This window comes from Amycolatopsis sp. NPDC004747 (assembly GCF_053601335.1).
Window position 1 is genome coordinate 83,237 of the sequence record NZ_JBSGBQ010000024.1, and the last position, 17,693, is coordinate 100,929.

Sequence of the window (17,693 nt, forward strand, 5' to 3'; positions counted from 1 at the left end):
GCGTTGCCCAAGACGCTCACGGTAGCGCGCGGGCGGCCCGGGCACCACGGGACCGCGCCCGGCGGCCACTCCGGCTCGCCCGCTCACCGCGGGAAACCGTGCCGCCGAAGAGTTCGCGGCCCGCGCGGACCACGGCCGGCCGGCCGGATCCCGCACCGTGTCGTCCCTTCAATCACAGGTGATGCCCCTTCAATCACGCGTGATGCCCGCTCAATCACGTTCGAAGCCTCTCCCCGCCCGGCCGGCCGGGGTGCGGAAGGGGGCATCACGCGTGATCAGAGGGGCATCACCCGTGATTGAGGAGGCAGCACGCGTGATTGGAGGGACGACACGGTGCGGACCTAGACTCGGCGCATGGGTGCCCGTTCCCGCCGGAGTGCCGGAAACCTCCCGGCCGAGCTGACCAGCTTCGTCGGCAGGCGGCACGAGCTGGGCGAAGCGAAACGCCTGCTGGCCACGGCCAGGCTGGTCACGCTGACCGGGGCCGGCGGCGTCGGCAAGACGCGGCTGGCGCTGCGGGTCGCGGCCGACGTGCGCCGGGCGTTCCCGGACGGTGTGTGGCTGGTCGAGCTGGCCGACGTCGGGGATCCGCACCTGGTCCCGGCCACCGTGGCGACGGCGTTCGGCCTGCGCGGGACCAGCGACCAGGCCGCCGGGCTCGCCGAGTACCTCGAAGACAAACAGCTGCTGCTGGTGCTGGACAACTGCGAGCACGTCGCCGACGAGTGCGCGAGGCTGGTCGCCAAGCTGCTCGCGGTCTCCGGCGGGCTCCGGGTCCTGGCCACCAGCCGGCACACGCTGCACGTCGAGGGCGAGCACCTCCTGCACGTCGAGCCGCTGCCGGTGCCCGAAGCCGGCGAACCCGGCGGCGGCCCGGTCGAAGCGGTCACGCTGTTCGCCGATCGCGCGGCGGCCGTCTCGCCCGGCTTCGAGCTCACCCCGGACAACCGCCCGGCGGTGAGCCGGATCTGCCGCCGGCTGGAAGGCATCCCGCTGGCCATCGAGCTGGCCGCCGTCCGCGTGCGCGTGCTGTCGGCCGACCAGGTCCTCGAACGCCTCGACGACCGGCTCGGCCTGCTCACCTCCCGCCCGGCCGCGGTGCCGCCCCGCCGCCGGACCCTCGAAGCGGCGATCGGCTGGAGCTTCGAGCTGTGCACGCCCGCGGAGCAGCGGCTGTGGGCGCAGGCGTCGGTGTTCCCCGGCGGGTTCGACCTCGACGCCGCCGAGCACGTCTGCGTGCTCGCGGAAGACGCCGGCAGCACGCTGGACGTCCTCACGGGCCTGGTCGACAAATCGGTCGTCCGGCGGCAGAACGGCACCTTCGGGCGGCACGCCTGGTACCGCATGCTGGAGACCGTCCGCGAGTACGGCGGCGCCCGGCTGGCCGACGGCGACGCCGAGGCCGAGGTGCGGGCCCGGCAAGCCGGGTACTACGCGGACCTGGCGCGGCGCTACCGGGCCGAGGGGTTCGGCCCCCGGCAGTCCGAGTGGCTCGGCCGGCTGCGCCGCGAGCACGCCAACCTCCGGGCGGTGCTGGAACACTGCCTGTCCGGCCCGGGGCAGGCGAGCCAGGCGCTCGACATCGCGGCTTCGCTGTGGAACTTCTGGTACGGCGGCGGCCTCGTCCCGGAAGGCTGCCGATACCTGCGGCGCGGCCTCGAACTGTGCCGTGAGCGCACCCTGGTCCGGGCCCGCGGGCTGTACGCGATGGCGTTCCTGGCGATCCAGACCGGCGCGCCGCACGCCGAACTGCTGGCGGAGCTGGGCGAACTCGCCGTCGAGTTCGACGACGAACGGCTCCGGGCCGGCCACACGGAGTGCGCCGGCATGGCCACCTTCTTCGGCGGCGATCTGACCGGTGGGACCGAACTGCTGGAGCGGGCGCTGGCCGGGTACCGCACGGCAGGCGACGCGCTGCTGGTGTTCGACACGCTGATCCTGCTGGCCGCCGCGCGCTTCTTCCTCGGTGACCCGCAGGGCGCCGTCGCCGCGGAGGAAGCACTCGCCCTGACCGACCGGCACGAGGCGCGCTGGTCACGGGGCTACGCGCTGTGGGCCGTCGCGATCCACCGCTGGCGCGCCGGAGAACCCCGGCAGGCCGCGGACCTGCTGCGCGAAGCCGTCGCGCTGCGGCTGCCGGACCGGACGCTGCTCGCCTTCCTCGTCGAGGCGCTCGCGTGGTGCCACTCGGCCGAAGGCGAGCACGAGCGGGCGGCCCGGCTGCTCGGCGGTGCCGACGCGGTCTGGCGGCTCAGCGGCGCCCGCGTCGGGGAAATGCGCCCCTACGAGGCGGTCGACGAGCAGTGCGCGGCGCCGGCCCGCAAGGCGCTCGGGGACGACGTCTTCGACGCGGCGTTCGCCGAGGCGGCCGGCGCCGGCCTCGACGAGGTCGTCCGGTACGCGCTGCGGGAGCGGCCCGCCCCGCGCGTGGCGGGCAAGGCGGCCGAGCCGGGCGGGCTGACCCGGCGGCAGCGGGAGATCGCCGAGCTGGTGGCCCGCGGGATGAGCAACAAGGAGATCGCGGCCGCCCTGGTCCTCAGCGGACGGACCGTCGAAGGGCACGTCGAGAACATCCTGGTGCGGCTCGGCCTCACCTCGCGCACCCAGGTCGCTTCGTGGCTGGCGGGCCAACCCGGGCAACCCGCGTAGCGATCCGGGTAGTTTCCCCGGTCCCTCGTGGTCCTGTTCGGACGATCCTCTTCCCCGTCACCACCACCGTTCGGAGGAGGACGAGTGTCCATCGACTCGGCGCCGCAGACCTGCCCCCGGTGCCGGCGCCCGACGGTCCTCATGTCCCACCCGTGGGGCCGCCAATGGGTGCACCTCGGCACTTGGCGGCCGCAATGCGGCAATCCACCCTGGACGGTCTACTCGGCGGGAAACCGGGCCCGCTAGGGCAATTCGGACCAGCCGGGCGACGCGACGCCACCTCGCGCCACCCGGCCGAGCGTGGCGGGGCCGTGCCTGCCCCTCCCCCAAGACGGCACGGCCCCCCACGCTCACTCCAGCCGGCCGAGGCGGTGGCGCCGGATCAGCTGCCGGGTGATCACCGTGCGCTGGATTTCGTTCGTCCCCTCGCCGACGATCATCAGCGGCGCGTCCCGGAAGTACCGTTCGACGTCGAATTCGGTCGAATAGCCGTAGCCGCCGTGGATGCGGACCGCGTTCAGGGCGACCTCCATCGCCGTCTCGGAAGCGAAGAGCTTCGCCATCCCCGCTTCGAGGTCCGCGCGCTCGCCGGAGTCGTAGCGGCGGGCGGCGTGGTGGACCAGCTGCCGAGCCGCCTCCAGCTTGGTGGCCATGTCGGCGAGGTGGTTGCCGACCGACTGGTGCTGCCAGATCGGCTTCCCGAAGGTCTCGCGTTCCTGGGCGTAGCGCAGCGAATCCTCCAGCGCGGCCCGGCCGACGCCGAGGGCGCGGGCGGCGACCTGGATGCGGCCGATCTCCAGCCCGCGCATCATCTGCGCGAACCCGCGGCCCTCTTCCCCGCCCAGCAGCGCGGTCACCGGCACGCGGAACTCCACAAAGGACAGTTCACAGCTCTCCACACCCTTGTAGCCGAGCTTCGGCAGGTCGCGCGCGACTTCGAAGCCGGGCCCGTGCTCGGCGAGCAGGATGCTGATGCCCGCGTGCGCGGGCACCGCGCGCGGGTCGGTCTTGCACAGCAGGGCGACCAGCCGCGACCGGCGGGCGTTGGTGATCCACGTCTTCGCGCCGTCGACCACGTAGGACTCCCCGTCGCGGCGGGCGGTGGTGCGCAGGGCCTGCAGGTCGGAGCCGCCGCCGGGTTCGGTCAGCGCCATGGTCGCCCGGACCTCGCCGGTGGCCATCCGCGGCAGGTGGCGCTCCTGCTGCTCGGGGGTGCCGTAGGCGGCGAGGAGCTTCGCGACGACGGTGTGGCCGCCCATCGCGCCGGCGAGGCTCATCCACCCCCGCGCCAGTTCCTCGGTGACCTCGGCGAAGCAACGGGCCGAGACCGGCGTGCCGCCCCACGCCTCGGGGACGGCCAGCCCGAACACGCCGAGCTCCTTCATGCGCTCGACGAGCGCCTCCGGGTACGTGTCGGTGTGGTCCAGTTCCCGCGCCACCGGCCGGACTTCGCGGTCGACGAAGTCCCGCACCACCGCGACGATCGCGGCCTCCTCCTCGGTCAGCCCGTCCATCCGCTGTCCTCTCGCTCGGCTCGCGCCCCCATCATGACGCTCTTTTCCATCAAACCCGTTTGATGTATCGTCCGGGGATGGCCGCCCAGCCGCCCGCGTTCGTCCGCCTGGCCGCCCACCCGCTGCGGTGGTCGCTGCTGACCGCGCTCGCCGGCGGCGACCTGCGGGTGCGGGAACTGGTGGCACAGGTCGGCGAGCCGCAGAACCTGGTCTCCTACCACCTGCGGCTGCTGCGCGGCGGCGGCCTCGTGACGGCCACCCGCAGCACCTTCGACGGCCGCGACAGCTACTACCACCTGGATCTCGACCGCTGCGCGAGCGCGCTCGCCGAAACCGGCGCGGCCCTGCACCCCGCCCTGCGTCCCGAGGTTCCGCCGCCCGGACGGGTCGCCGTGCTGTTCGTCTGCACCGGCAACAGCGCCCGCTCCCCGATCGCCGAAGCCCTGCTGCGCCGGAGAACCGCCGGGCGGGTGACGGTGACGAGCGCGGGCAGCCACCCGAAGGCCGCGCTGCACCCCCGCGCGGTCCGGGTGCTCGCCGACGAGTTCGGCATCGACGTCACCGGGCAGCGGCCGCGGCACCTGGACACCGTCGCCGGAGCGCGGTTCGACCACGTCATCACGGTGTGCGACAAGGTCCGCGAGGTCTGCCCGGAGTTCCCGCACCACCCGCGCCGCCGCCACTGGAGCATCCCCGACCCGACCGCGGACTCGATGGCCGCGACGGCTTCACAGCTCGACACGCGCATCCGGCACCTGCTGCCGGAACTGGTACCCGGCAAGGAGGCCCGGTCATGAGTGAGCAGTACGCCAGCGTCCGGTACATCGTCGACGACGTCCAGGCCGCACTCGGCTTCTACACGACCCACCTGGGCTTCACGGTCCGGATGAGCGCGGCACCGGCGTTCGCCGACGTCACCCGCGGCCCGCTGCGCCTGCTGCTGTCCGGCCCGGCGAGCTCCGGCGCCCGTGCCACCCCGGCCGATTCCGCCGCCGCCGGGCGCAACCGCATCCACCTCGTCGTCGCCGACCTCGACGCCGAGATCACCCGGCTGACCGAGGCCGGGGTGACCTTCCGCAGCGAGGCGGTGTCCGGCCCGGGCGGGCGGCAGGTGCTGCTGGCCGACCCCGCCGGGAACCTCGTGGAGCTGTTCCAGCCCGCGCACTAGGCTGCCGCGGGTGCCGCAGACGCGCCTCGACCTCGCCCGGATCCAGGCCGCCCGCCGGGTGATCGACCCGGTCTTCCTCGACACCCCGCGCTACCGCTGCGAGGCACTGGAGCCGGTGCTCGGGTGCGCGGTGAGCATCAAACTGGAGACGGCGAACCCGGTGCGCAGCTTCAAGGGCCGCGGCACCGAAGTGGTCGCGAGCGGCCTCACCGGGGCGGTGGTGTGCGCCAGCGCGGGCAACCTCGGCCAAGCGCTCGCCTGGTCCGGGCGCGGCCGCGGGCTGGACGTCACCGTGGTCGCTTCGCGGCACGCGACGGCGGCCAAGCTGGACCGCATCCGCGCGCTCGGCGCCCGGCTGGAACTGGTGGACGGCGACCACGAACTGGCCCGCGAGCGCGCCGTCGCCATCGCCCGCCGCGACGGCATCCGGCTGGTCGAGGACAGCCTGGACCTCGAAACGTGCGAGGGTGCGGCGACCATCGGCCTGGAACTGGTGGCCGGACCGCCGTTCGACGTCGTCCTGATCGCCCTCGGCGGCGGAGCGCTGGCGACCGGGGTGGGGCACGTGGTGCGGTCGGAGGCCCCCGGCACCGAGGTGGTCTGCGTCCAACCCGCCGGTGCCCCGGCGATGACGCGTTCCTGGCACGCGCGGCGCGTGATCACCACCGGCCCGACGAACACGATCGCCGACGGCGTGGCCGGGCGGCGGCCGATCCCGGAGGTCCTGGCCGACCTCCTCGTCGTCGCCGACGACGCCGTCCTGGTCACGGAGGCGTCGATCGTCGCCGGGATGCGGCTGCTGCTGGAGCACGCCGGGCTGGTCGTCGAACCGTCGGCGGCGCTCGGGATCGCGGCGATCCTCGAGAACCGGGACCGGTTCGCCGGCCGCCACGTGGTGACGATCGTCTGCGGCGGCAACGTGGACCTGACGGCGTACCGCGCCTGGGTCGGCTGACCCCCGCCGGAAATTACCAAAGGTAAGTTCTGCCGCCTTCTTGACTTTACCAATGGTCAGGGAGGAAGGTACTGGCCACCTGATTCGTCTAGACCAATCGGCGCTCCCCGCGGACGGCATCCCCAGGAGGAGACCCATGTCCATCCGGACCACCACAGCAGCCTTGACGAGCATCGCGACCGCGGCCGCGACCGCCCTGATCCTCTCCGGCGGGGCCGACGCCAGCCCGGCGACGGCCGCCGCCGGTTGCGGTGTGCTCTTCGACGACTTCCACTACGCCTCGCCCACCGACGGCGCGTTCGGCAGTGCCGGGTGGACCACGCGCAACGACGTCGGCAGCCCCGGCGTGCCCGGTGCGCGGTGGCTGACGAGCAACGTCAGCTTCCCGGCCGTGAACGGCGAACGCGTCGCCCAGCTCACCGCCACCACCGACGGCAGCGCCGCCGGCACCACGCACGCCGAGCTCTACCAGAACCAGCTGCGCTTCTTCGAAGGCACGTACGCCAGCCGCGTCCGCTTCACCGACGCGCCGGACAGCGGCCCGGACGGCGACCACGTCAACGAAACCTACTTCACGATCTCCCCGCTGCGGTACGACCGCGACCCGCTCTACAGCGAGCTGGACTTCTCCGAATACCTGCCCAACGGCGGCTGGGGCGGCCCGCAGGCGAACTACCAGACCAGCTGGTACACCTACTGGAACAACCCGACGTGGGACGGCCTGCGCACGTCCACCGCGCAGAACCGCAGCTTCGCCGGCTGGCACGACGTCGTCACCCAGGTCTCCGGCGGGCACGTGAAGTACTACATCGACGGCGTGCTCACCGCCGACCACACCACCGACGCCCAGGGCGACCCGGTGTACCCGCGCACGCCGATGTCCATCAACTACAACATGTGGTTCATCGACACCGCCGGGCACGCGAGCGGCAACAGCGTCTACACCGAACAGGTCGACTGGACCTACTACGCGGGCAACCAGGTCGTTTCCCCGGCCGACGCCGTCGCGCAGGCCGGCCAGTACCGCTCCGCCGGAACGTCCCATGTGGACACCGTCACCGGCTGCACCACCCCGACCAGCCCGCCGCCGACCACCACCACCACCACCACCACCACCCCCACCACGCCGACGACGCCCACCACCCCGACCCAGCCCGCGAACTGCTCCGCGGCAGCGGAATGGGACTGGGGCACGGTGTACCTGGAGGGCCAGCGGGTGAAGCACAACGGCCACCTGTGGCAGGCGAACTGGTGGACCCAGGGTTCCGAGCCCGGGCTCACCGCCCAGTGGCGCGACCTCGGCCCCTGCTGACCCGGGAGTTCCCCCATGCGCAGAAGCACCCTCGCCGCCGCACTGGCCGTCGCCGCCGTGACCGCCACCGCCTGCGGCACCGGCTCCCCCGCTCCCGCCGCCCGCGGCGGCACGCTCACCGTCTGGCTGATGAACGGCGACCTCGGCGACAAGGCCACCGCGGCGATCAACGCCGCGTTCGAGAAGGCCACCGGCGCCAAGGTCACCGTGCAGATCCAGGAATGGGACAACATCAACACGAAGATCAGCACGGCGCTGGCCCAGGACAGCACACCGGACGTCATCGAGATCGGCAACACCGACGTCCCGCTGTTCGCCGCCAACGGCGCGCTGGGCGACCTGACCCCGCACCGCGACGAGCTCGCCGCGGGCCAGACCTGGCTGCCCGGACTGGCCGGACCGGCCACAGTGGACGGAAAGCTGTACGCCGCGCCGCTGTTCGCCGGCAACCGCGCGGTGATCTACGACAAGCAGGTCTGGGCCGACGCCGGGGTCACCGAGCCGCCGAAGACCTTCCCGGAGCTCACCGCGGCCCTGGACAAGATCAAGGCGAAGCACCCGGCGCCGGACTACTCGGTCTTCCACTTCCCCGGCCGGTACTGGTTCGGCGCGCTGCAGTTCGTCTGGGACGCCGGCGGGCAGCTGGCCACGCAGCAGGACGGGAAGTGGACCGGCGCACTGGAAAGCCCCGAGGCGCTCAAGGGACTGCAGGCGTGGAAGGACTTCCAGAACGCCTACTCGGCCCCCGCGTCGCGCAACGTCGACACGAAGGCCCCGGACCAGGCCGCGATCTTCTCCTCCGGCGGCGCGGCGGCCATCCTCGACACGAGCGTCAACACCGTGCTCAAGAACAAGCCGGAGCTGAAGGACCGGCTGGGCACGTTCCCGTTCCCGAGCGCCACCCCCGGGAAGACGCAGCCGGTGTTCCTCGGCGGCTCGGACCTCGCCGTCGCCGCCAAGAGCCGCAACCCCGACCTCGCGCTCGCCTACCTCAAGGCGGCGACGGACCCGGCCGTGCAGCGCGACGCCGTCGCCGGCATCGACGGCTGGACACCGATTTCGACCGAGCTGATCGACCGGATCACGCCGTCGCTGCCACCGCTCAACGCGGCCTTCGCCACCGCGGCGAAGACCAGCGTCGCCACCCCGGCCGCCCCCGGCTGGGCGACCATCGAAAGCGACAAGTCCATCAACGGTTTCTTCGCCGACATCGCCACCGGACGCCGGCCGGTCGCCGACGCGGCCCGGGAGTTCGACGCCCACCTCACCGAGGCGCTGGGCGCCCGCTGACCGGCGGGGTGGCCCGGCCGACCGCCGTCCCCGCCGGGCCACCCCGCCCCTGTCCCGCGAAGGAGTCCCCGTGCTGCTGGAAAAGGCGCGCGTCCGGGAACGAACGCGACGCCGTTCCCTGCTCCCCTACGGCCTGCTCCTGCCCGCCGCCGCGCTGCTCGGGCTGGTGCTCGGCTACCCGCTCGTCCGGCTGGTCGTGATCTCGCTGCAGGAGTACGGTCTGCGGTCGCTGTTCACCGGCAAGACGGGCTTCGCCGGACTGGACAACTACGCCGCGGTGCTGGCGGACCCCCAGCTGCTGCCGGTCCTCGCGCGCAGTGCCGGGTTCTGCGCCGCGCTGGTGACCGGCACGCTCGTGGTCGGGTTCGGCGTCGCCCTGCTGCTGCGCCGCCTGGGCCGCCGGATGCGCACGGCGGTCACGCTGTGTCTGATCACGGCGTGGGCGCTGCCGAACGTGGCGTCCACCCTGGTCTGGCAGTGGCTCTTCCAGCCCGGCTACGGCGTGGTGAACTGGCTGCTGACCCGGCTCGGCTTCGGGGATCTCACCCAGCGCGACTGGACGACGAGCCCGACGTCGGCGTTCACCCTCGTCTGGCTGCTCGTCGTGTGGCAGTCCGTGCCGTTCGTCGCGCTCACGCTCCACGCGGGCCTTTCGCAGATCCCCCGCTCCTACTACGAAGCCGCCGAGCTCGACGGCGCCGGGCCGTGGCGGGTGCACCGCACCATCACCCTCCCGTTCCTGCAGCCGATCCTCGGTCTGGTCACGATCCTGTCGGTGATCTGGGACTTCACCGTCTTCAACCAGATCTGGATCCTGACCCAGGGCGGCCCGGCCGGCGGCACGACGACGCTGGGCATCTGGACGTTCACCCGTGCCTTCAGCCGCAACGACTTCGGCCAGGGCGCGGCCATCGCCGTCGTCTCGGTCGCGCTGCTCGCCGCCCTCACCGCCGGGTACGTGCGGCGGCTCGTCCGCTCCGGGGAGGACCTGTGATCCGGCGGTTCGGCCGCAACGCGGTCGCGGCGGTCTTCTGCCTCGTGTGGATCTTCCCGGTCTACTGGATGGTGCTCACCGCGTTCAAGCCGACGGGCCGGATCCTGCAGCCCACGCCGGAGTTCCTGCCCGTCGACGTCACGCTGGACAACTTCGCCGGCGCGCTCGCCAAGCCCGGGTTCGTCCAAGACCTCCTCAACAGCGTCGTGGTGGTCGTCGCGGTCGTCGTCCTGTCCGTCGTGGTCGCGTTCCTGGCCGCGACGGCGTTGACCCGCTTCCGGTTCTTCGGCCGCCGCAGCTTCCTCGTCGGCGTGCTGGTGCTGCAGATGGTGCCGGTTCCCGCGCTGGTCATCCCGCTGTTCCTCGGCCTCAAGAGCGCGCACCTGCTCGACACGCTGCCGGGGCTGATCCTGACCTACGTGGCGCTCGTGCTGCCGTTCACGATCTGGACGCTGCGCGGCTTCCTGCACGGGATCCCGGTCGAACTGGAGGAAGCCGCGCTGGTCGACGGCGCGACGCGCGGCCGCGTCATGCGTTCGGTCCTGCTGCCGCTCGTGCTGCCCGGGCTGATCGCGACCAGCGTGTTCGCCTTCATCACCGCGTGGAACGACTTCCTGTTCGCCTACGTGATCATGAAGGACAGTTCGGGGTACACGCTGCCGGTCTGGCTGGTCTCGTTCAGCACCAGCACGGGCACCGACTACGGCGGCCTCATCGCCGCGTCGACGCTGTTCGCGCTGCCCGTCGTCGTCTTCTTCGCGCTCGTGCAGCGCCACCTGGTCGAAGGCATGACCGCGGGCGCGGTGAAGGGCTGATGCTCGTCCCCCGCCCCGCGCGGCTGACCCGCCGCGCCGGTTCCTGCGTGCCCACCGGGATCCTGGCCGGCCCCGGCACCCGCGGCCCGGCCCGGCTGCTCGCCGCCTACACCGGCCTCCCGCTGGTCCACAACGGAGTGTCCATCCGGCTCGCGCTCCGGCCGGGGCTCGGCCCGGAGGAGTACACCCTGGAGGTCTCGCCCGAGCGGGCGCTGCTCACCGCGTCCACCGAAGCGGGCCTGCTCGCCGGGGTGCAGACGATCCGCCAGCTGGCCCCGCGGCTGCCGTGCCTGGTGATCCGCGACGCACCCCGGCTGCCGTGGCGCGGCGTGCTGCTCGACGTCGCCCGCCACTTCATGCCCCTGGAGTTCCTGCGCGAGTTCGTCGACCTGCTGGCCCTGCACAAGTACAACGTCCTGCAGCTGCACCTCACCGACGACCAGGGCTGGCGGATCGAGATCGGCGGCCGGCCCCGGCTCACCGAAGTCGGCGCGTGGCGCGCGGAGTCGATGATCGGGCCCGCGGGCAGCGGGGTCTTCGACGGTGTCCCGCACGGCGGGTTCTACACGCAGCGGGAGCTGCGCGAGCTGGCCGGTTTCGCCGCCGAGCGCGGGGTGCGGATCGTGCCGGAGATCGACCTGCCCGGCCACGTGCGCGCGGCGCTGGCCGCCTACCCGGAGCTGGGCAACCGGCCTTCGGTGGCGCTGCCGGTGTGGACGGAGTGGGGCATCAGCCCGGACATCCTCGGCGTCCACGACGGCGCCTTCGCCTTCTGCCGGGACGTGCTGGCGCAGGTCGCCGAGGTGTTCCCTTCGCCCTACCTGCACATCGGCGGCGACGAATGCCCGACGACGCAGTGGGAGACCAGCCCGGTCGCGCGGCGGAAGGCGGCCGAGCTCGGGGTGCGCCCCGCCGAGCTGCACCCGTGGTTCCTGGGCCGGCTGCACGACGTCGTCGCCGCCCTCGGCCGCCGGGCGGTGTGCTGGGACGAGACCGGGCACGCGGCGGGCCGGCTGCCGGCGGACCTGGTCGTGACGGCCTGGCGCGACGCCGCCCACGGCGCGCTCGCCGTCGCCCGCGGCCACCAGGTCGTCATGGCACCGCACACGTCGACCTACTTCGACTACCCCCAGAGCGAAGAGCCCGGCGAGCCGCCGCGCGGGCCCGTGACCACGCTGGAGGACGTCTACCGCTTCGACCCGCTGGAAGGCGGGCTGCCGGTCAGCGACGGGACCGCGCCCGGGGTGCTCGGCACGCAGGCCCAGCTGTGGACCGAGCACGCGCCGACCCCGGACCACGTGCGGCACCTGGCGTTCCCGCGGCTGTGCGCGCTGGCCGAACGGGCGTGGTCGCCGCCCGGCCGCGGTTATGCTGACTTCCACCAGCGCCTGGCCGGCCACCTCGCCCGGCTGCGGGCGCTGGGTGCCCTGCCGAAGGAGCGCGTCCGGTTCGCCGGCGCGCTCGGAGTACCCGGGAAGACGGTGCCTTGACCGGTGTGACATCCGGGGCTTCGCCCCAGGCCGGGGACCCGGCGGACCGCCCGCCCACGGTGAAGCGCGACCGCGTCCGGCGGCACCTGCTGAAGGTGATCGAGAACGCCGGCCCGGGCACCGGCCTCGCCTCGGAACGGGACCTGGCCGCGGAGCTGGGCGTTTCGCGCCCGACGGTCCGGGCCGCGATCGACGAGCTGACCCGCACCGGGCTGCTGGTGCGCCAACGCGGCCGCGGCACGTTCACCAGCCCGCAGAAGGTCACCCAGGAGCTGGCGACCGGGCTCGCGGTGCCGCCCGCGGAAGGCCACTGGACCAGCCGGGTGGTCGCGTTCGCGGTGTCCCCGGCCCCGCGGGCGACGGCCGGCGAGCTGGAGCTCGAGCCGGGCACGCCGGTGCTGCGCGTGACCCGCGTCCGGCACGTCGACGACGAGCCGATCGCGATCGAAAACCTGGCCCTGCCGGCGTCCCTGGTGCCGGGGCTGTCGCCGGCGGACCTCGAAACGGGCAATTTCTACCGCCTGCTGCGGGAACGCTTCGGGATCACGGTGCAGGACGCGGTCCAGACGATCGAGCCGGCGGTCACCGACCCCGGCCAGGCCGAGCTGCTGGAGATCGCGGTGTACGCGCCGATCCTGCACATCGAGCGCCTCACCCGCGACACGACGGGCCGGGCGGTGGAACTGACCCGCTCGGTCTACCGCGGCGACCGCTACCGCATCACGTCGAAACTCCGCTTCGACGCCGAATCCGGCTAGCAACCCGCGGCTCCGGCTCCCGCCCCAAGCGCCCCGATGTGGCCTTCGGTGCGCCGCACGCACCCAAGGCCGCCTTCGGTGCGTGCGGCGCAGCCAAGGTCGCCTTGGGTGCGCCACACACAACCAAGGCCGCTTTGGGTGCGCCAGACGCAACCGAGGCCGCCTTCGGTGCGCCAGACGCAACCAAGGCCGCCTTGGGGCGCTTTCGGGCGTCAGGCGAGGGCGGCGAGCAGTTCGCGCTCGCGGCGTGCGCTGAGGCCCGCGCGCCGCTCGCGGTCGAGGCCCTGCTCGCGTTCCCAATTCAGCGTGTCCGCCAGCAGCTCCGCGCGGGGCCGGTGGCGCAGCCCCGCCGCGTGCGCCGCGGAGCCGGCGCGGGCCGACCAGCCCTCCCAGCCCGGCTCGACCAGCCACATCGCCAGCGAGTCCGGCCCCATGTACTCGGCCACGCCCCGGTCGAGCAGCCACCGCGCCCCCGCCGTGACCACCGGGCCCGTGTGCCCGCCGGCCGCGCGGGACAGCTCGATCCACTCCCCGAACGGCACCACCGGGCCGACCGCGTCGTACGTGCCCGTGGTGCCCCTCTCCGCCGCGTCGAGCAGCCAGGCGGTGAGGTCGCGCACGTCGATCACCTGCGTCGGCACTTCCGGCGTGTCCGGCACCAGCATCGGCCCTCGCGGGTCGCGAGCCGCGCGGGCGACCCAGTAGCCGGAGCGCCCGGTGTGGTCGCCCGGGCCGCCGATGAGCCCGGCTCGCGCGACGAGGAGGCGCTCGCCCACCGCCGCCGTCGACGCCTGCTCGCTCGCCACCTTCGCTTCGCCGTACAGCGAGCGATCGACCTCGGTCCGGTCCGTCGGGGCGAGCAGGGCGGCGGACTCGTCCGCACCCGGGGTGGCGTGCGAGGCGTAGACGTTGCCGGACGAGACGTACACCCAGTGGCCGGCCTTGCCGCCCAGCGCGTCGAGTGCGCCGCGGACGAAACCCGGCTGCCACGACACCTCCACGACCGCGTCCCACACGCGGTCGAGCAGGGGCGCGTACGCCGACGGATCGCGCCGGTCGGCGGCGACCAGCTTCGCGCCCTCCGCGGCTTCTCCGCTTTCGCCCCGCGCGAGGCAGGTCACCCGGTGGCCGCGGCCGATCGCCTGCCGGGACAGCTCCCGGGCCACCCACGCCGTCCCGCCCAGCACCAAGATCTCCACCCCGGCACCCAACCACCAAGATCACCCTCCTGGCCAGCGGATTCGCTCACAGCGAATGACGAGGGCTTCCGGTGAATAAATCATCGGCAATGGCGGGAAACGCGATTTCTTAGCCTGCCCTCGTTACCCGAACGAGTGAATGCGGACAGCGTCCGGGTGACGGCCCACCCGGAACCCGCTCGTCAGAACCGACTCCCACCACGGCAAACGGCGCGGGAACTGCGCTGTTCGCATCGCCTTTTCGGCGCCCGGGTGAGAGCGCTTCAAACGCACTGCCGGTGCGGCATAGGATTTTCCTTCGGCCAGGAAAACGATTCCTGCCCATTCCACCCCTTTCCCGAATCGAGGACCAACCATGCGAAGACGCATGCTGGGGGCGGTCCTGCCCCTGGTGCTCGCCGCGGCCGCCACCGCGCCGCTGCCCGCGGCCGCCGACCCCGCCCCGGCGGTCTCGGCGCTGACCAAGTCCGTGCAGGGCACCGGTTCCCCGGCGGCGCACGGCGCGACCCCGACCTGGGTCGTCGGCTACGAAGACCACGCGACCACCACCGGCGCCGCCACGATCACCGACGCCGTCGGGGCCGGGCAGGCCTACCAGCCCGGTTCGCTGCACGTCCCGCCCGGCTGGACGCCGGAGTGGTCCACCGACGGCAGCACGTTCACCGGTACCGAACCCGCTTCCGGCGTCACCGCGGTCCGCGCGACGAACCCCGCCGCCGGTCCGGACTCGACCCGGCTGAGCGGCGCGCTCACCCCGCCCGTGCAGGCGGTGACCACCGCGACCGGCGGCGACGGCTACTCGCCGATCCTGTACCGCACGCCGTCCGGCGCGCTGCAGGCCTGGAACATCTACCACCACCTGGGGACCACGTCGCCGAAGGTGGTCTGCACCGACCTCGCCACCGGGACGCGGTGCCCGGGCGGCCCGTGGCCGAAGGTGCTCAACACCGCGCCCGGCCCGCTCGGCACCCTGGGGGCCGGGGACATCGCCACCACCCTCATCGAGCAGTACGTGCGCGACCCCGCCGCGCCCGCGAAGGTCTACTACCCGGCGCTCACGGCGTCGTCGGCCGGCGTCGGGTGCCTCGACATGGCCGCCGCCGCCAACTGCGGGTACTGGCCGCTGGCCACGCTCGGCGGGTCGCCGCCGGTGAACAGCATGGCGGGCCTCGTGGAGAGCGGCGGCAACCTGTACGGCCTACTCAGCACCGGGGCGGTGACCTGCTGGACCATCGCCACGCAGAGCGCCTGCGGCGGCCAGCCGTACGCGCCGGTCGTGCCGGCGGTCAACCAGCCCTACGTCTACGGCGGCATGACCGTGGTGGCGGGCAAGGTGTTCGCGTCGACGTCCGGCCCGGGCGCCGCGCTCCAGCCGGCACTGGGCTGCTTCGACCCGGCAACGGCCACGGCGTGCGCCGGCTGGGCCTCGTCGCGGCCCACCGGCCCGGCGGGCAACTACACGTACAACGCCTACACGGCCTTCAGCACCGCCGGCGCCCCGGTGGGAGCGTGCTCGTCCACGACCGGCGGCACCAACGCCACGACGTGCTACGCGCTGGACGGTTCCGCGCTGCCGGCCCCGCCGGGCGCGGCGGCGCTGACCGGCGGGATCTACGTCTTCAACCCGGAGGTCGTCACCGACCCGAACGGCCACGTGCGCAGCTACCTGGCCATCTGGAACGGCGGCGTGGCGGGCGCGGCGGTGTGCCACGACTGGACGACCGGGGCGGCGTGCGCCGGCCTGCCCGCCCGGATCACCCACCCGAGCGCGGCCGGGGGCAACACCCGGGACTACGGGTACGCCTACGACGCGCCGTCGGGCTGCCTGATCGGCCTGGGCGACGCGGGCGTGCTGTTCTCGATGGACCCGGCCACCGGGGCGACCCCGTGTGTCCGCTCCGGCGGACAGGTGACCCTGCGTCCGGGTGACTTCTACTGCGACGGCGGAAGCCACGTGCAGGGCTACACCTCCGCGCGGCTGACGGGCGTCGACCCGGCGAACGTCGACTTCGCGGCGTCGCGGGTGACCGTCGTCGACCAGGACAACGCGGTGGTGCCGACCCCGGGCTTCGCCCCGGACGGCTCGGTCGACCTGACCGGCGTCTCGGTGGCGGCGCACCCGTCGATCACCGTGACGACGACGCTGGTGCTGCACAGCGCGGCGGGCTTCAGCGGCTCGCTGGTGGTCGACTTCGCCGGCGACGCACCGCAGCTCTGCTTCCGCACGGCGATTTCGGCGGACTGCGCGGTGACGTCGGTGGCGAACACGGCGACGGGCACGGACTCGACGGGCTCGTTCACCTCCAACACGGTGACGCTCCCGGTCGCCCCGGGCGCGTCGTGCACCCCGAAGGTCACCGTGGAGAAGGAGATCTGCACGGCGGTCCACCCGGACAACTGCGGGCCGGGCGGCGCCGGACCGTGGGCGAAACAGGCTCCGGTGGGCCTGCTCGGGGTGCTCGTCGCGTCGGCGTACTGGCGGATCACGGTGACCGACGATGGTCCGGTGGGGATCACGTCCGCGCAGGTGGTGGACACCGTGGAGCCGTCGTGCCAGACGGGTCCGTTCACCCTGGCGGCCGGCCAGTCGAAGCAGGTGTACTGCACGACGTTCGCGCTGCTGAACCTGTTCCCCATCACCAACAAGGCGAAGGTCGGCTACGTGCCGGTGAACGTCCCGCCGGGCACACCGCCGTCCACAACGGACTGGTCGGCGGCCAAGGCCTGTTCGCTGCTGTGCGGTCTGTAGGGAGGTGAAAGCACCGGCCCGCGGGGACGTCCCCCGCGGGCCGGCTCACACCGTGACGGGCTCGGCGGCCTTCGGCGAGACCGCCGGGGCCATCAGGACCGCGCACAGCGGCACCGCCATCGCGATCGCCGCCAGCACGAACACCGGGAACAGGAAGGAGAACACCTCCGCGCCCGCCGGGTCGGGGGCGCTGGGGTCCATGTTCATCCGGACCGCCGCCATGCCCGTGTAGTGCATGCCGGTCACCGCCGCACCCATCACGAAGCCGGCCAGCAGCCGCAGCGAGAGCCGGTCGAGGAAGACCGCGAACCACAGCGCCGCCGTCGCCGCCACCACCGCGATCACCACCGAGAGCGCCACCAGGCCGCCGTCGTAGCCGAAGTCGCCTTTCACCCGCAGCGCCGACATCCCCGTGTAGTGCATGACGTTCACCGCCAGGCCGGTGATGACGCCGCCGAGGGCGAGGCGCCACCAGCCGAACTTCGCGCGGCCGCCCACCACCACGAGCCCGGCGAACACGGCGGACACCGAAAGGATCGCCGACAGGACCGTGCGGAAGATGTCGTAGCGGACGGGCATGCCCGGGGTGCTGAAGCCGAGCATCGCCACGAAGTGCATCAGCCAGATGCCGACGCCGCCGATCGAGACCGCCGCCAGCACCAGCCACCGCACGCGGTGCCGGGGATCGGCCGCGTGCCGGGCCTGGACCGCGCACGCCAGCCCGAGCGCGCAGCCGACGACCGACGTCAGGTACGCGAGCACGAGCAGCCAGTGCCCCAGCGCGAAATGCTCCATGGCGA

14 protein-coding genes are annotated in these 17,693 nt (G+C 73.2%); 11 read left to right on the forward strand and 3 right to left on the reverse strand.

The genetic code is table 11. The features are described from left to right. Nucleotides 1-354: 354 nt before the first annotated feature. Nucleotides 355-2,649, forward strand: a complete 2,295-nt coding sequence (locus ACWEGE_RS32665; protein WP_449664302.1) for an ATP-binding protein — start codon at nucleotides 355-357, stop codon at nucleotides 2,647-2,649. 350 nt (nucleotides 2,650-2,999) lie between these two features. Here ACWEGE_RS32665 and ACWEGE_RS32670 read toward each other — a convergent pair whose 3' ends face one another. Further along, nucleotides 3,000-4,163, reverse strand: a complete 1,164-nt coding sequence (locus tag ACWEGE_RS32670; protein ID WP_449664303.1) for an acyl-CoA dehydrogenase family protein — start codon at nucleotides 4,161-4,163, stop codon at nucleotides 3,000-3,002. A 77-nt stretch (nucleotides 4,164-4,240) separates the two neighbouring features. On the opposite strand from ACWEGE_RS32670, the gene ACWEGE_RS32675 reads away from it, so the two are divergent. The 9 genes from ACWEGE_RS32675 (at nucleotide 4,241) to ACWEGE_RS32715 (ending at nucleotide 12,945) form a co-directional block, all read left to right on the forward strand. Further along, nucleotides 4,241-4,960: an arsenate reductase/protein-tyrosine-phosphatase family protein gene (locus ACWEGE_RS32675; RefSeq protein WP_449664304.1), complete on the forward strand. Its 720-nt coding sequence runs from the start codon at nucleotides 4,241-4,243 to the stop codon at nucleotides 4,958-4,960. Then, nucleotides 4,957-5,331, forward strand: a complete 375-nt coding sequence (locus ACWEGE_RS32680; protein WP_449664305.1) for a VOC family protein — start codon at nucleotides 4,957-4,959, stop codon at nucleotides 5,329-5,331. Before ACWEGE_RS32675 ends, ACWEGE_RS32680 begins: the two co-directional genes overlap by 4 nt. 10 nt (nucleotides 5,332-5,341) lie before the next feature. Next, the gene (locus tag ACWEGE_RS32685; protein WP_449664306.1) at nucleotides 5,342-6,286 is read left to right on the forward strand and encodes a threonine ammonia-lyase; all 945 of its coding nucleotides are present in this window, start codon (nucleotides 5,342-5,344) and stop codon (nucleotides 6,284-6,286) included. Between the two features lie 136 nt (nucleotides 6,287-6,422). Continuing rightward, the gene (locus tag ACWEGE_RS32690; protein ID WP_449664307.1) at nucleotides 6,423-7,598 is read left to right on the forward strand and encodes a carbohydrate-binding protein; all 1,176 of its coding nucleotides are present in this window, start codon (nucleotides 6,423-6,425) and stop codon (nucleotides 7,596-7,598) included. A gap of 15 nt (nucleotides 7,599-7,613) precedes the next feature. After that, the gene (locus tag ACWEGE_RS32695) at nucleotides 7,614-8,888 is read left to right on the forward strand and encodes an extracellular solute-binding protein (RefSeq protein ID WP_449664308.1); all 1,275 of its coding nucleotides are present in this window, start codon (nucleotides 7,614-7,616) and stop codon (nucleotides 8,886-8,888) included. A 70-nt stretch (nucleotides 8,889-8,958) separates the two neighbouring features. After that, on the forward strand, nucleotides 8,959-9,882 hold the full coding sequence (locus ACWEGE_RS32700) for a carbohydrate ABC transporter permease (RefSeq protein WP_449664309.1): 924 nt from the start codon (nucleotides 8,959-8,961) through the stop codon (nucleotides 9,880-9,882). Then, nucleotides 9,879-10,697 carry a carbohydrate ABC transporter permease gene (locus ACWEGE_RS32705; protein ID WP_449664310.1) on the forward strand — a complete coding sequence of 273 codons (819 nt, stop codon included), beginning with the start codon at nucleotides 9,879-9,881 and terminating at the stop codon, nucleotides 10,695-10,697. The genes ACWEGE_RS32700 and ACWEGE_RS32705 overlap by 4 nt, the downstream gene beginning before the upstream one ends. Next, a complete protein-coding gene (locus ACWEGE_RS32710; RefSeq protein ID WP_449664311.1) occupies nucleotides 10,697-12,187 on the forward strand; it encodes a beta-N-acetylhexosaminidase in 1,491 nt (496 codons plus the stop codon). The genes ACWEGE_RS32705 and ACWEGE_RS32710 overlap by 1 nt, the downstream gene beginning before the upstream one ends. A gap of 5 nt (nucleotides 12,188-12,192) precedes the next feature. Continuing rightward, nucleotides 12,193-12,945 carry a GntR family transcriptional regulator gene (locus ACWEGE_RS32715; protein WP_449664359.1) on the forward strand — a complete coding sequence of 251 codons (753 nt, stop codon included), beginning with the start codon at nucleotides 12,193-12,195 and terminating at the stop codon, nucleotides 12,943-12,945. A 212-nt stretch (nucleotides 12,946-13,157) separates the two neighbouring features. Here the strand turns inward: ACWEGE_RS32715 and ACWEGE_RS32720 are convergent, their stop codons facing one another. Then, the gene (locus ACWEGE_RS32720; RefSeq protein WP_449664312.1) at nucleotides 13,158-14,144 is read right to left on the reverse strand and encodes an epimerase; all 987 of its coding nucleotides are present in this window, start codon (nucleotides 14,142-14,144) and stop codon (nucleotides 13,158-13,160) included. A gap of 355 nt (nucleotides 14,145-14,499) precedes the next feature. On the opposite strand from ACWEGE_RS32720, the gene ACWEGE_RS32725 reads away from it, so the two are divergent. Further along, the gene (locus ACWEGE_RS32725; RefSeq protein WP_449664313.1) at nucleotides 14,500-16,893 is read left to right on the forward strand and encodes a DUF7617 domain-containing protein; all 2,394 of its coding nucleotides are present in this window, start codon (nucleotides 14,500-14,502) and stop codon (nucleotides 16,891-16,893) included. 45 nt (nucleotides 16,894-16,938) lie between these two features. Here the strand turns inward: ACWEGE_RS32725 and ACWEGE_RS32730 are convergent, their stop codons facing one another. Then, nucleotides 16,939-17,688, reverse strand: a complete 750-nt coding sequence (locus ACWEGE_RS32730) for an MHYT domain-containing protein (protein ID WP_449664314.1) — start codon at nucleotides 17,686-17,688, stop codon at nucleotides 16,939-16,941. Between the last annotated feature and the right edge of the window lie 5 nt (nucleotides 17,689-17,693).